This window comes from Sulfitobacter sp. BSw21498 (assembly GCF_006064855.1).
In the GTDB taxonomy this organism is placed as follows: Bacteria; Pseudomonadota; Alphaproteobacteria; order Rhodobacterales; family Rhodobacteraceae; genus Sulfitobacter.
On sequence record NZ_CP040753.1, the window covers coordinates 259,965 to 274,448 of the forward strand.

General features: G+C 60.8%; 11 protein-coding genes. 4 read left to right on the top strand and 7 right to left on the bottom strand.

Annotated features, from left to right (window positions below; all coding sequences use genetic code 11):
* Positions 1-1,860, bottom strand: coding sequence for an ABC transporter ATP-binding protein (locus tag E5180_RS01430; RefSeq protein WP_138922828.1), 1,860 nt, complete (start codon positions 1,858-1,860; stop codon positions 1-3).
* A gap of 151 nt (positions 1,861-2,011) precedes the next feature.
* On the opposite strand from E5180_RS01430, the gene E5180_RS01435 reads away from it, so the two are divergent.
* Positions 2,012-3,220 (top strand): pyridoxal-phosphate-dependent aminotransferase family protein, encoded by a 1,209-nt coding sequence (locus E5180_RS01435; protein WP_138922829.1) that lies wholly within the window; start codon positions 2,012-2,014, stop codon positions 3,218-3,220.
* A 16-nt stretch (positions 3,221-3,236) separates the two neighbouring features.
* Here E5180_RS01435 and E5180_RS01440 read toward each other — a convergent pair whose 3' ends face one another.
* Complete coding sequence (locus E5180_RS01440) at positions 3,237-4,340, bottom strand: pyridoxal phosphate-dependent aminotransferase (protein ID WP_138922830.1); 1,104 nt, start codon at positions 4,338-4,340, stop codon at positions 3,237-3,239.
* Between the two features lie 137 nt (positions 4,341-4,477).
* Here E5180_RS01440 and E5180_RS01445 point away from each other — a divergent pair, with 137 nt between their 5' ends.
* Entirely contained in the window at positions 4,478-5,269 is a 792-nt protein-coding gene (locus E5180_RS01445; protein WP_138922831.1) for a crotonase/enoyl-CoA hydratase family protein, read from the top strand.
* A gap of 205 nt (positions 5,270-5,474) precedes the next feature.
* Here the strand turns inward: E5180_RS01445 and E5180_RS01450 are convergent, their stop codons facing one another.
* Entirely contained in the window at positions 5,475-8,411 is a 2,937-nt protein-coding gene (locus E5180_RS01450; protein ID WP_138922832.1) for a valine--tRNA ligase, read from the bottom strand.
* 194 nt (positions 8,412-8,605) lie between these two features.
* Between E5180_RS01450 and E5180_RS01455 the strand changes: the two genes are divergently transcribed.
* Positions 8,606-10,903 carry a xanthine dehydrogenase family protein molybdopterin-binding subunit gene (locus tag E5180_RS01455; RefSeq protein ID WP_171048963.1) on the top strand — a complete coding sequence of 766 codons (2,298 nt, stop codon included), beginning with the start codon at positions 8,606-8,608 and terminating at the stop codon, positions 10,901-10,903.
* 44 nt (positions 10,904-10,947) lie between these two features.
* Here the strand turns inward: E5180_RS01455 and E5180_RS01460 are convergent, their stop codons facing one another.
* Together E5180_RS01460 and metF are read right to left on the bottom strand one after the other, a co-directional pair.
* The gene (locus E5180_RS01460) at positions 10,948-11,433 is read right to left on the bottom strand and encodes a PaaI family thioesterase (RefSeq protein WP_093732389.1); all 486 of its coding nucleotides are present in this window, start codon (positions 11,431-11,433) and stop codon (positions 10,948-10,950) included.
* Positions 11,434-11,508: 75 nt separating this feature from the next.
* Positions 11,509-12,375: a methylenetetrahydrofolate reductase [NAD(P)H] gene (gene metF / locus E5180_RS01465; RefSeq protein ID WP_138922834.1), complete on the bottom strand. Its 867-nt coding sequence runs from the start codon at positions 12,373-12,375 to the stop codon at positions 11,509-11,511.
* 96 nt (positions 12,376-12,471) lie between these two features.
* Between metF and E5180_RS01470 the strand changes: the two genes are divergently transcribed.
* Complete coding sequence (locus E5180_RS01470) at positions 12,472-13,377, top strand: LysR family transcriptional regulator (RefSeq protein WP_138922835.1); 906 nt, start codon at positions 12,472-12,474, stop codon at positions 13,375-13,377.
* 18 nt (positions 13,378-13,395) lie between these two features.
* Here E5180_RS01470 and E5180_RS01475 read toward each other — a convergent pair whose 3' ends face one another.
* Together E5180_RS01475 and parS are read right to left on the bottom strand one after the other, a co-directional pair.
* Positions 13,396-13,893 (bottom strand): RES family NAD+ phosphorylase, encoded by a 498-nt coding sequence (locus E5180_RS01475; protein ID WP_138922836.1) that lies wholly within the window; start codon positions 13,891-13,893, stop codon positions 13,396-13,398.
* Complete coding sequence (gene parS, locus E5180_RS01480) at positions 13,890-14,396, bottom strand: type II RES/Xre toxin-antitoxin system antitoxin (protein ID WP_138922837.1); 507 nt, start codon at positions 14,394-14,396, stop codon at positions 13,890-13,892. The genes E5180_RS01475 and parS overlap by 4 nt, the downstream gene beginning before the upstream one ends.
* Positions 14,397-14,484 lie beyond the last annotated feature (88 nt).

The window sequence follows — 14,484 nt, forward strand, 5'->3', positions numbered from 1 at the left end:
CTAGGTGCCGAACAGCCGAAGCCCGATGCGTTGCAGCAGGTTCGGTTCAATGGGTTTTAGGCCGCGCTCCATACGCCGCATCGCTGCCAGGTTGCGCCCGTCGGTGACGGTTTTGCCGTCCTCGAATTGCAACCGGTAGAGATCGGCATAGATGCCGCCACGCGCCAGCAGGTCTTCGTGTTTGCCCTCGTCCATCACCCGACCACGATCCATGACTACGATCTTGTCCGCGCCGCGGATGGTGGACAAACGGTGCGCAATGACCAAGGTTGTCCGCCCTTGTGACAGCCGGTCCAGCGCTTGCTGCACAACCTTTTCAGACTGCGCGTCCAGCGCGCTGGTCGCTTCGTCCAGCAGCAAGATCGGCGTGTTGCGCAGCAGTGCTCGCGCGATCACGACGCGCTGACGTTGCCCGCCCGACAGCGCAGAGCCGCGCGGCCCGACGCGGGTTTCCAGACCGTGCTCCAGCTTGGGCAGGAAGTCAGAGACATGGGCGGCGTCCAGCGCCTGTTGCAGCTCTTTCTCGGTGACGTTCTCGCGGCCCAAAACGATGTTTTCGCGCAGGGTTTCATCAAACAACAGTGCCTCTTGCGTCACGACAGAGAACAAGCCGCGCAGGTCGGGAATGTCCATGTCAGCCAGAGGCACGCCTGCGATTGTCACGCTCCCCTCTTGCGGGTCGATCAAGCGGGTCAACAGGTTAAAGATGGTCGACTTGCCCGCCCCCGATGCCCCGACAAGCGCCGTCGTCTCGCCTGCAGCAGCATGCAATGTCAGATCGTCCAGAACCTTGGCTTCGCCGTAAGACAGGCTCACGCCTTCCAGCGCGATATGGGGGGGCGTTGTGGGCACAGGCACCGGATTGGCTGGCGACTTGAGATGCACCGGCTCGTCCATCAGCTCTTTGAGCCGTTCAAGCGCTGCGGCAGCGGTCTGCCACAGCCCGCTGATCGCGCCCAGACGGCGCAGCGGGTTAAAGGTAAAGCCCATGGCAGTGAAAAAGGTCATGAATTGACCGATGGTCTTGTCGCCTTCGATGATTTCGTTGCCGCCATACAGGATCACGGCCATGAACCCGATGCCCGAAATAATGTCGATCATCCCCGGAATGGCCGAGTTCCCGAAAGAGGCGCGCACCTCGGTGCGGATATAGGTCCTAGTCAGGTCGCGGTATTGCTTGGCCTGATACTTCTCTAGCGCGTTAAGCTTGATCTGCACGATACCGTGGAACACTTCGTCCAAACGGGTCGACAGGGTTGCGCCAAGATCGCGTGCCTCGCGCGACCGCGCCCGCACAAAGCGTTGCGCCAATGCGGCGGGCATGACCATCAGTGGCAGACCGATACAGGCGAGCAGCGCCCAGACCGGATCAATAGAGATCGCAACACCAAGCAGAACGATCAACCCGATCAGGTCGCGCCCCGCACCGGTGATCACGGCCTGCCAGACCGACCCGATGGCATTCACATCCGATTGCACCCGCTGGATCAGAAACCCCGGTGGATGCTCTTGGTGAAACGCGCCGTCCTGCACCATCATCCGGTCCAGCAGATCAATCCGCATATCAGCGGCGGACTTTTGTTTTATGCGTGTCAGCAGCACCTTTTGCACCACCCCGGACACAGCCCGCAGCACAAAGATGCCCACCAGCACCAGACCGACCCATAGCAATGCGCCGCTGTCGCCGGCGACAAATACCTGGTCGAACATCGGCTGCATCAGCTTGGCGAGCCCGCCCATGGTCGAGGCCTCGATCGACATGAAGATGATCGCCACGATCAATACCCACATGTGTTTCTTGAGGTAGTCGCGCCAGAGCCAAGTCAGCAGCTCGCGCGAGGAATAGGTCACATCACTCATATAAAGGCCGGGTTCCTTTGGGCATATATGCCTACGAGTTTACGCAGCCCTAAGGGGCAGGGCAAGCAGCGCCGCGTGGTTTGTGTGATTGACGCCGCGCTGCTTGCGGATAAGTTGCATGAAATTCTTCCTGCATATGAGGGCTGGTGCCATGACCAAATTCCGCAATCTGTCGCAAGGGCGCGGTTATCTCGCGATCCCCGGTCCGTCGGTGATGCCCGAGGCTGTGTTGAACGCGATGCACCGTCCGGCCCCCAATATCTATGCCGGAGAGTTGGTTGATATGATGCCACCCCTGATGGAAGATCTGCGGCGTATCGCGGGCACGCAGCATCACGTAGCGATGTATATTGGCAACGGCCACGCCGCTTGGGAGGCCTCGCTGAGCAATGTCGTGGCCCCCGGCGACAAGGTGCTGGTGCCGGCAACCGGGCGATTTGGAATCGGTTGGGGCGATGCCGCCACAGGGCTTGGCGCAGAAGTGGAGGTCATGGATTTCGGCCTGCAATCCGCCATGGATATCGATCAGATCGCAGAGCGGCTAGAGGCGGACACAGCCCACGAGATCAAGGTCGTGCTCGCGGTGCATGTGGATACCTCGACCTCGGTGGTCAATGATATCGCCGGACTGCGCGCTGCGCTGGATGCTGCAGATCACCCCGCGTTGCTAATGGTGGATTGCATCGCCTCCTTCGCGTGCGACCGGTTCGAGATGGATAACTGGGGCGTCGATGTCATGGTCACCGCCTGTCAAAAGGGGCTGATGGTCCCGCCCGGTGTCAGCTTTGTATTCTTTAACGACCGCGCCGCCGCCGTGCGCGAGGCACTGCCACGGGTCAGCCGGTTCTGGGACTGGACCCCGCGCGCCAACCCGCAAGAGTTCTTCCAGTACCACTGTGGCACGGCCCCTACGCATCACATCTATGGACTGCGGGCCGCGCTGGATATGATCCACGACGAGGGCATCGAGGCCGTCTGGGGCCGGCACGAAACGCTGGCGCGGGCGGTATGGGCCGCCTGCGATGCCTGGGGGCGGGCGGGTGATCTGGCGCTAAACATCGCCGATCCCGCCCTGCGCAGCCACGCTGTCACGGCGCTGCGGCTAAAGGCACCACAGGCCACAGAGTTGCGCGACTGGGTCGAGGGGAACATCGGTCTTACGTTGGGCATCGGTCTGGGCATGGCCCCCAAAGACAGCCCCGAAAGCCACGGGTTCTTCCGCTTGGGTCACATGGGGCATGTGAACGGGCAAATGGTCATGGGGATGCTTGGCGGGATAGAGGCCGGCATGTCCGCGCTTGATATCAAACGCGGCACGGGTGCCCTAGAGGCCGCAGCGAAAGTGATCGGCGGGGCCTAACCCCGCCCTCGCCGCATCAGGTTTTTCGCGCATCCGCAAGTGCCGCGGACAAGGCCGCGGCAAAAGCATCAAGGTTTTCCGGCGTGCCACAGCTGACGCGGATGCAGCGGTTTTGCGGCGCGGCAAACGGCATGCGCACAAAGACACCGCGCGCCACCAGCCCGTCCAGCACCGCCTTGGCAAAGCTGCCGTCAGCACCGCAGTCGATTGCGACGAAATTCGCGGCAGAGGGCAGGGACGTCAGCCCGTTGTCAGATGCGATCTGCGAGATCCGGTCGCGTGCGCTGGCAATCTGGGCTTGAATATGCGCCAGCCAGTTGCTGTCTTGCAGCGCAGCGAGGGCGCCTGCTTGGGCAGCACGGTTCATCCCAAAGTGGTTTCGCACCTTGCCAAAGGCCGTAATCAGATCCGGCGCAGCGATGGCATAGCCGACCCGCGCCCCTGCCAATCCATGCGCCTTGGAAAAGGTGCGCATGCGGATCAGGCGCGGATCATCGGCAGACAGGTCGGGGGCGGTCCCATCGGGGGCGCAATCGACATAGGCCTCGTCGAGCACCAGCAGACATCCTTGCGGCAAAGCCTCTAGCGCGCGGGTGATGACGTGTCCGTCGTGCCAGCTGCCCATGGGGTTGTCTGGATTGGCCAGATAGACCAGCTTGGCGTCTACCTCGGCGGCCTTGGCAAACAGCGCCGCCGGATCCTCGTGATCGTCTGCATAGGGCACTTTGTGAAGCACCCCACCAAAGCCCGCCACGTGATAGTTAAATGTCGGATAGGCCCCGTCAGACGTCACGACCGCGTCGCCGTCTGCCACCATGAGGCGTACAAGATAGCTCAGCAACCCGTCGATGCCTTCGCCAACGATGATGTTCTCGGGCGTGATGCCATGATGCGCTGCAAGGGCCGCGCGTAGATCATGGCTTTCGGGATCGCCATACATCCACTGTTCGGTTTTAGCCATCGCATCAATCGCGCGGGGGGACGGGCCAAAGACGTTCTCGTTCGCCCCCAGCCGCGCGTCAAAGGCGCGGCCCATGGCGCGTTCCTGTGTTTCAGGACCGACAAACGGCACGGTAGAGGGCAGGGCGTCGGCAAGCGGGGTGAGGCGATACTGTGTCATGCGTTCCAGTTACTGCATCTGACCTCCTTCGGGCAAGCCACATCCGCACCAGCGCGCGCGGTGTTGGGTGCCGTAGCGTTTCGCTTTGCAACACGCAGACTTCGTGGCCAAACTAGCCAAAATTCAAGGAGGATCCTATGAGCCGCGTTTCCGTCACCTATGACAACCACATCGCCCATGTGCGCCTGACCCGCGCCGACAAAATGAATGCCGTTGACCAAGACATGATTGACGCTGTGATCGCTGCCGGAAACGAGGTGGCTGCGTCAAATGCGCGGGCGGTGGTCATTTCGGGCGAGGGCAAGGCGTTCTGCGCAGGCATCGACATCGGTGGCATGGGCGCGCTCGCCGACGGTGACCCGACCGAACGGATGATGACGCGTACCCACGGCGACGGGACCACGAACCAGTGGCAAGAGGTGGCAATGGTCTGGACCCGCGTCGGCGTGCCCGTGATCGCGGCACTGCACGGCAAGACCTATGGCGCGGGCCTGCAGCTGGCCCTTGGGGCCGATATCCGCATCGCTGCCCCCGATACCGAAATGGCCGTGATGGAAATGAAATGGGGCATCGTGCCGGATATGGGCGGCATGGTGTTGCTGCCCAAACTGGTGCGTGGCGATGTGTTGCGGCTGTTGACCTATACCGCACAACCCATCGGGGCAGAACAGGCCGAACGCTGGGGGCTGATCACCCAAATCACCGAAGATCCGCTGGCCGCCGCGATGGCGCTCGCCACCACAATCGCCGGCAAAAGCCCGAGCGCGATAAAAGCCGCTAAACGTCTCACCGCCTTTGCCGAGGTAGGCGATGCGGATGCCGTATTGCTGGCGGAATCCCGCGAACAGGCCGCGCTGCTAGGACGCCCGCACCAGATGGAGGTTATCGCCGCAGAGTTCGGCAAACGTCCCGCGGTTTTCAAAGACTAACGCCGCGAAAAAGTCAGCCCCGCCTGATTGCTCAGACGGGGCCTTCCAAATGGACGATCGTTGCTTCCCAGCGAGGACCGCAGATCATCTTGTGCAGACATCCGTTTCCAAATGGTAAAAAATCCTCGCCGAAGGCCTCTTTTGGTGCATCAAAAGAGTTTCATGCCTTCGGCGAGGATTTGAGGCCATTTGGAAGCAGCCCGGATTATCCCAGTTCCGCCAAGCGGTTCAGCGCGGCCTGAAGCTGGTCTGCTTCTTCTTGCCGTGCATCCAGATTGCCTTGGGCTTCGGCGACAACTTCGGCAGGGGCGGAGGCCGCGAATTTTGGGTTGTTCAAACGTCCTTTCAGCCCGCCGATTTCCTTGCCTAGCTTGTCGAGCGACTTTTGCAGACGTGCTTTTTCAGCGTCGATGTCGATCAAGCCGGCCAGCGGCAAGCCAAAGCTGGCCCCTGGTGCCGCGATAGAGACGGTGCCTTTGGGGAAAGTCTCTGCCTTATCCAAGGTTTCGACCCGTGCCAGACGTTTGATCATCGCCTCGTTGCCGTCCCATGCGGTTTGGCCAGCGGCGTCCATGTCGGTATAAAGCATAGGCACTTTTAGTCCGGCAGGCACGTGCATCTGCGCACGCGCTGAACGAATGGATTCGATCAGGCCGATCACCCAGTTCAGCTCGCGGTCGGCATCGGCGTCCAGCATGTCGACCGTGCTGTAGGTCGGCCAGTCGCCATGCACCAACATTTTGGAACGGGTTGCGGTGGTCTGCCACAGCTCTTCAGTGATGTAGGGCATGATCGGGTGCAGCAGAACAAGGCACTGATCCAGCACCCATTTCAACGTCTGGCGTGTCTCGGCGGCTTCTGGCGCGTCGTCTTGCAGCAGGGGTTTGGACAGCTCTACATACCAGTCGCAAACCTTGCCCCAGACAAAGGCATAAAGCGCATTGGCCGCGTCATTGAAGCGATAGTTATCCAGTGCGGCGTCGACCTCTTCGCGGACGCGGGCGGTTTCGCCGATGATCCATTTGTTCAGCGTGTGGTCGACTTGGGTGTGGCTGGTGTAGTTCACCGTCTCGACGTTATCTTCAAACACGCCGTTCATCTCGGCGAAACGGTGGGCGTTCCACAGTTTGGTGCCAAAGTTGCGGTAGCCGGCAATGCGTGCGGTCGACAGTTTTAGATCGCGCCCCATGGCGGCCATCGCCGTCAGAGTGAAGCGGACCGCATCCGCGCCGTATTCGTCAATCAGGTCCAGCGGGTCCAGCACGTTGCCGAGCGATTTGGACATCTTCTTGCCCTTCTCGTCGCGCACCAGTGCATGGACATAGACGGTGTCGAACGGCTTTTGATCGACCACGGCGTACTGCATCATCATCATTCGGGCGACCCAGAAAAAGATAATGTCGAAACCGGTGATCAGCACCGAGGTGGGGAAGTATTTCGCCAGCTCGTCCGTTTGCTCGGGCCAGCCAAGCGTGCCGATCGGCCAAAGACCGGAAGAGAACCACGTGTCGAGCACATCGGGGTCGCGGGTCAGGGTTTTACCAGGTGCCATTGCTTGCGCTTCGGCTTCGGTCGCGGCGCAGTATTCCTTGCCCTCGTCGTCGAACCAAACCGGAATCTGGTGCCCCCACCACAGCTGACGCGAGATGCACCAGGGTTCGATGTTCTCAAGCCAATGGAAATACACTTTTTTGTCTTGCTCGGGCAGGATCTGCACTTCGCCGTTGCGCACGGCGTCGATGGCGGGCTGTACGATTTTCGAGGTTTCAACGAACCACTGGTCGGTCAGCATGGGTTCGATCACTACTTTCGACCGGTCACCAAACGGCTGCATGATCTTTTTGGGCTCGACCAGCGCGACCAGCGCCTCGTTGCGTTCTTCGCCGCCTTCTTCGGGGGCGAGGGGGGCTTTGACGGGCTTGCCCAAGCGCGGATCGGTCGGTGGCACCATGACGGCCAAGCCTTCGGCGGTGATGTCGGCGATGACCTTTGTGCGCGCCTCGAACCGGTCGAGGCCGCGGTATTCTTCGGGCACGAGGTTTATCTCTGTCGCGTCCGTAGGGGCGTCTTCGCGGCCTTCGGCGATGGCCTGTGCGCGGGCGGCGGCTTCGTCATAGGGCAGACCATCGGCGCGCATGGCACCGCGGGTGTCCATCAGCGCGTACAGCGGGATGTTGTTGCGTTTCGCGACGCCGTAGTCGTTGAAGTCATGCGCGCCGGTGATCTTGACCGCGCCAGAGCCAAAGTTCTTGTCGGGATATTCGTCGGTGATGATCGGGATGCGGCGGCGCTGTGCCTTGGGGCCGACGGGGATTTCGCAGAGTTTGCCGACGATGGGGGCATAGCGTTCGTCGGATGTGTGCACCGCGACCGCGCCATCGCCCAGCATGGTTTCGGGGCGGGTTGTCGCGATCGAGATATAGTCGCGCTCTTCGGTCAGGGTGACATTACCGTCTTCGTCTTTTTCGACATAGGTGTAGGTCGCGCCATCTGCCAACGGGTATTTGAAGTGCCACATGTGACCGTCGACTTCGGTGGATTCGACCTCGAGGTCAGAAATCGCGGTCTCAAAATGCGGGTCCCAGTTAACCAGACGTTTGCCGCGATAGATCAGGCCCTTGTTGTACATATCCACGAACACTTTGATCACGGCATCGTGGAAATTACCTTCTTCGCCCGCAGGGGCACCGGGGGCACCAGACATAGTGAACGCGTTGCGCGACCAATCAAGCGAGGTGCCAAGACGTTTAAGCTGGCCGATGATCGTGCCCCCGGACTTTTGCTTTTGCTCCCAGACTTTGGCGGTGAATTCTTCGCGGGTGAAATCGGTCCGGCGCTTGCCGTCTTTGGCAAGCTCGCGTTCCACCACCATCTGGGTCGCAATACCCGCGTGGTCCTGACCGGGCTGCCACAGCGTGTCGAACCCGCGCATGCGGTGCCAGCGCACCAGAATGTCCTGCAACGTATTGTTGAACGCGTGGCCCATGTGCAGCGACCCTGTCACGTTGGGCGGCGGGATCATGACCGAGAAGGTTTCCTTGCGCGAGGCATTGGCACCGGCCTTGAAGGCACCGGCGTCTTCCCATGCGGCATAGAGGCGGGCTTCGGCCTGGGCGGCGTCAAAATTCTTGTCGAGGGCCATGATCAGCGTCCTTCTTTTAGCGTAGCGCTTTAAGCTTTGGGATGATCTAGCCGAGCGGGGCGTAAAGGGGAAGGCTGGGGCGTTGAAAACTTGGCGTCGCGGTGCCAGCTTTCGCCGCGCATCGTATGGACATCGCCGGTTTCGCGCTTAAGGTCGGGCGCAAAGCCACGAAGATGATCAAAGGATGCCGCCAGATGGAAAAGTTCGGGAAAAGCCAACCGGTCAAACGGGTTGAGGATGTGCGGTTTCTGACCGGCGAGGGGCGCTATGTGGATGACATCGCGCCTGCCGACGCGCTGCATGCCTATTTCTTCCGGTCTCCTGTCGCGCATGGGGTGATCACGACGCTCGATGTCTCTGATGCGGCTGAGGCAGACGGCGTCCACGCTGTCCTGACAATCAAGGATCTGGAAGCTGCCGGCATGGATATCTCTATGGCCGCGACGGTGTTGCAGAACCGCAATGGCAGCCAAGGGGCCAAGCCGTTGCGCCCCATGCTTGCCAAGGACCGTGTGCGTTTCGTTGGGGAACCTGTTGCGGTGGTGATCGCCGAGACGATGAACCAGGCGCGTGACGCGGCAGAGCTGATCATGTTCGACGTGGACGATCTGCCCACCCATATGACGCTGGATCGTGGCGGCGAGCCGCTGCACGCCGAAGCGCCGGACAATATGGCATTCGACTGGGGTATGGGGGATGAAGAGGCCACGCAAAAGGCATTCGACGCGGCGGCAAAAACGGTCAGCCTGAACGTCGGAGATAACCGTATCATCGTCAACGCGATGGAGCCGCGCGGCTGTTATGCTGAATGGACCGACGGCAAGGTGCATGTTTCCAACAACGGGCAGGGCGTTTGGGTGCATAAGGGCAACCTCAAGCGCGTGTTCGGGCTGGATGACGATCATGTGCAAGTGACCAACCCCGATACGGGCGGTGGTTTCGGCATGAAGGCCGCGGCTTATCCCGAATACTTCTCGGTTGCGCAGGCGGCGCGGGCCCTGGGGCGTCCGGTGCGCTGGATGTCCGACCGGACCGAAGCCATGCTCAGCGACAATGGCGGGCGCGATCTGACGTCACTGGCGGAATTTGCCTTTGACGAAAACAACAAGATCACCGCGTACCGCGTCAGCACCAAATGTAACCTCGGTGCCTATAACAGCCAGTTCGGCCAGCCCATTCAGGCGCTGCTGTTCAGCAAGGTTTTGATGGGCGTCTATGACGTGCAGACCACGTGGCTCCAGGTCGAAGGATATTACACCAACACTGTCCAGACCGACGCCTATCGCGGTGCTGGCCGGCCCGAAGCGATTTATGTGCTGGAGCGGTTGATGGACCGTGCGGCGCGCGAATTGGGTGTCGACCCGTGGGAGCTGCGGCGGATCAACTTTATCAAACCCGAACAGTTTCCCTATACCTCGGCCACGGGCGAGCTTTACGACGTGGGTGAATTCAACCGTCTGCTGACCCGTGTTGCGGTCGAGGCGGATCACGACGGTTTTGCCGCGCGTAAGGCGGCGGACGCAGCCAAGGGGCTGCTGCGCGGGCAGGGGCTGTGCTATTATATCGAAAGCATCCTTGGCGATCCGGCAGAGGGGGCCAAGGTCGAGTTTAATGCCGATGGCACCGTGTTTATCTATGTCGGCACCCAGTCTAACGGGCAGGGGCATGAAACCGTCTATGCGCAATTCCTGTCGGACCAGACGGGCATTCCGGCAGAGCTGATCCACGTCATTCAGGGCGATAGCGATCTGATCAAACAGGGCGGCGGCACTGGCGGCTCGCGGTCTGTCACCACGCAAAGCACGGCGACGCTGGCCACAGTGGCCAAGATGACCGATGCTTTTACCGCCTTCCTGTCCGAGGAAATGGGTGTGCCCGCGGCGCAGATCAGCTTTGACGATGAACGCTTTCGCGCAGACGGGTCGAACATGACGCCCACCATGCTGGAGGTCGCCGAGATGGCCCGCCAGAAGGGCCGCGACGATCTGTTGATGCATCACGAACGCGCGACCCTGCCGGGGCGTAGCTATCCCAACGGGGCGCATGTATCCGAGGTGGTGATTGACCCCGAAACAGGGGTTGTGACCGTCGAACGCTATACCGTCGTCGATGATTTCGGCAATTTGATCAACCCGATGCTGGCTGAAGGTCAGGTCCATGGCGGTGTGGCGCAGGGCATTGGCCAAGCCATTCAGGAACATGTCGTCTATGATGAAGACGGCCAGCTGCTGACAGCCTCTTTTATGGATTATGCGATCCCTCGCGCGGCGGATGTGCCGTTTGTGTCCTTCAACTCTGAACCCGTGCCGTCGACGGCAAACCTGATGGGGATGAAGGGCTGCGGCGAGGCGGGAACCGTCGGCGCGTTGGCGGCCGTGTCGAACGCGGTACAAGATGCGTTGTGGGACCGTGGCGTGCGTCAGGCCGATATGCCGTTCACGCCGCATAAAGTGTGGACCTTGCTGAACGACAGCGCAATCGCAGCAGAATAAGCTTGGTTGCATCGGGGCGGGCCAGACGCCCCGATGCCTTCGTCTTAGGTGGCGATCTTCATCACGATGCAGGTGGTCGAACCGGTTGCGTAAAGCTTGCCATCCTCGACCCCGCGAATTTCCCCATGCGCCACACCGGTAGAGCGGCCGACGTGATCCGTCGTCCCGATGCAATCAACCTGCATGCCCAAGGGGATCGAACGCAGAATGTTAATCTTGTATTCCAGCGTCGTATAAACCGACCCGCGCGGGACTTTTGTCATCACAGCGCAGGCCATCGCGGAATCAAGCAAGGTACCGTACCAGCCGCCGTGCACTGTCCCCATGGGGTTGGTCACGTTGAACTCGGGCGTGCCGCGAAACACCGCGCGCCCGTCCGAAATGTCGTGCAGCATATAGCCCATAGTCGCACCGATGGGCGGGCCGGGGTTGGTACCGTCCAGAATTTTCTGCATGAACTCCAGCCCGCTAAGCGCAAGCGCTTCGGACTGGCTCAGTAAATCTTGGGGTGTTTCGGCAAGGCGTGGCATAAAAAAATCTCCGGCAGTTGCGTGCCGGAGAAGAGTGCCGTTGTTCTTGACCCAAGGGCAAGTTGTGAGGTGGTCTTACGCCACGTCGGACAGCGATGTTTGCGCCGTCACGCCAAGGGCGCGACACACGGCGCGGGTCAGTTCCGGCCGGTTGAGCGTGTAGAAGTGCAGGTTCTCGACGCCTTCCGACACCAGTTCACTGCACATTTCGGTGCAAAGCGCGGTGGACAGCAGGTCATGACGGTCATCCCGGATCGCAGCGGCATAGGCTTCGTCCAGTGCGACGGGCACGCTTGCCCCGCAACGGGTGGCAAAGTTGCGTGCCGATTTCCAGTTGGTCACAGGCATGATGCCCGGCGTGATCGGTTTGGTGATGCCTGCTGCCGCGCAGGCATCGCGGAACCGCAGGAATGTTTCGGTCTCGAAAAAGAACTGAGTGATCGCCTCGTCCGCGCCCGCGTCGAACTTGCGCTTTAGCCATTCGACGTTTTGCGCCTGATCCGGGGATTCGGGGTGCGGTTCGGGGTAGGCACCGACGCGCAGGGTGAACTTGCCGGTATTGGCAAGCGCCTCGATCAGCTCGACACTATCTGCAAAGCCGTCGGCGTGGGGGGTAAAGGTCGCGGCACCGTTTTCGGGATCACCGCGCAGGGCGACAATATCGGTCACGCCGATCTCGGCAAAACTATTGGCGACTTCCAGCGTCTCGGCCTTGCTGGCACCCACGCACGTCAGGTGGGCGGCGACGGGCAGCCCGGACGTGCGGCGCAAAACATGGGCCGAATCATGGGTCAGGTCACGGGTAGATCCGCCCGCACCGTAGGTGACGGAAAAGAAACGCGGGGCCAGCGGTGCCAAGGCCTGCGCCGTATCCCAAAGACGGAACGACGCGTCCACGGACTTGGGCGGGAAGACTTCGAATGAAACGGCGGGGCTGGTCATTTTTACGATCCTGTTTTTAGCTTTCAACTCTTGTCGCACAGATGTGGTTGTGAAACAAACTCATAACTTTCATCTTCAACATGAGGAACGCCTCATATGCATATTGAGTTCCGTCACCTGCGCACCATTCAGGCGATTCACGAGGCCGGCGGGCTGGCCCGCGCAGCAGAGACAATGAACATCACCCAATCAGCCTTGTCGCATCAGGTAAAGGGCTTGGAAGATCAGGCTGGCGTTGAACTTTTCGTGCGCCGTTCCAAACCGCTAAAGCTGTCGCCTGCGGGGTTGCGGTTGCTCAAGTTGGCGCAGCAGGTCTTGCCGCAGCTAGAAGCCGCACAGGCGGAATTCATGGGGTTGCGGGCGGGCAGCACAGGCCGGATGCATATCGCCATTGAATGTCACGCCTGTTTCGAATGGCTATTCCCTGTGCTCGAACAATTCCGCAAAAGCTGGCCCGATGTGGATGTCGATATCCGCCCCGGTCTGGCCTTTGACGCTTTGCCTGCCTTGCTGCGCGAAGAGGTGGATCTGGTGGTGTCCTCCGATCCCGAAAATCTGCCGGGCGTGAAGTTTGTTGAGCTGTTTGACTATAAGGCCGTGTTCGTCGCCGCGAGCACGCACCCGTTGGCAAAGAAACCCTTTGTCGAGGCGGCGGATTTTCGGGGCGAGACGCTCATCACCTATCCGGTGGAACGCACACGTCTTGATGTGTTCAGCCAGTTGCTGATCCCCGCCAAGGTCGAACCGCTGGCGATCCGGCAGGTAGAACTGACGGCGGTGATCCTGCTGCTTGTGGCATCAAATAGAGGCGTGTCGGTGCTGCCCGATTGGGTCGTGCGCGAAGTGAAATACAGCAATGATTACGTCACGCGTCCGCTGACCGAACACGGCATCACCCGCAGGCTGTATGCTGCCGTGCGCGAGGATGATCTGGACAAGCCGTTCATGTCCAAGCTGCTTGGTCTGGCAGGCGAAGAGGCGCGAAAGCTGCAACGGGCCTGACATCACACGGCTGCGCCGTCAGAGGTGCAGCCGCGGGTCGAGCGCGAAGTCTTCCTGCATCACATCGTCATACTGCGCTGCGGCCTTATGCGCGTCAAAGATCAGGTTCCAGCTGTGGCGCGAAACGGTGGACGGGATCAGCACGAACAGATGATCGCGCAGCAGCGCATCGCCAAAGCTTTTCTGCCCTGCGCCATGTGCGCCTGGCACCAGCCAGTTGGGGTTCGGGACATCCGTGCTTTGCACTACATGAACCGCGGTCGGGTCGATCACACGGCCGGATGTCAGCACATGATGCGCGGTGTCCAGCGCCTTGAACCCCTTGTGCACAGCAACTTCAAGGATCGCGGTGGCAGGGTCTAGTGCGGTATAGACGGCCCGCACGCCGCGGCTGTTCCAGCGCCCGCCCACACGGTACGCGCCTTCGCCGCTATGCCAGGTGGGTGCATGCTGCCGTTGATCCAGCCGCCAAAAACGCAGTGCGCCTGACCCGAGGGGCGGCGGCAAAGGCGTCAAGCGTAGACCCCGTACTCCATCCGGGTGAGGGCGTTTTCGACGGCTTCGGCCCCCGCGGCCGATGACAGCAGGTCAATCGGACGGCGGTTGTCCAAGCTGATGGCAGGGGCCAGCATCCACGCCTCGGCGGCCTCTTGATCGCCTAGAACATCGGTCGCCTGCGCTAGTAGCTCGGCAAAGCGCCACGCACGGCTGCTTTGCTCGATGGACAGACGATCCTTGCCCTTGTCGGCCTTCTTGCGTTGCAGGGTGCGCAGGCTCATCCCGATCGCTTTGTTCAGCGCGTCGCCCGAGGACAGCACCGACACGGTATCGACCAGATGCAGTAGCGCCTTGGACGAGATGCCTTTGACAATCACATCATGCGCCTCAAGCGAGTTGCGCACCGTCTGGTTGATCACCTTGCGCCCGCCCAGCAGGTGAAACGCGCGCAGGGCACCATCTGCATCCACGTCGATCAAGGGAATTGCACTTTTGTCGGATTGAAAGGCCGTCGCACCCATGGCTGCACTCCTTTTCGTCATGTGTCGTAAAATATATGACACGTGACGCCGTTTTTTTCAAGGGGTGCGGGGGGCTGTTCGCTCGGGT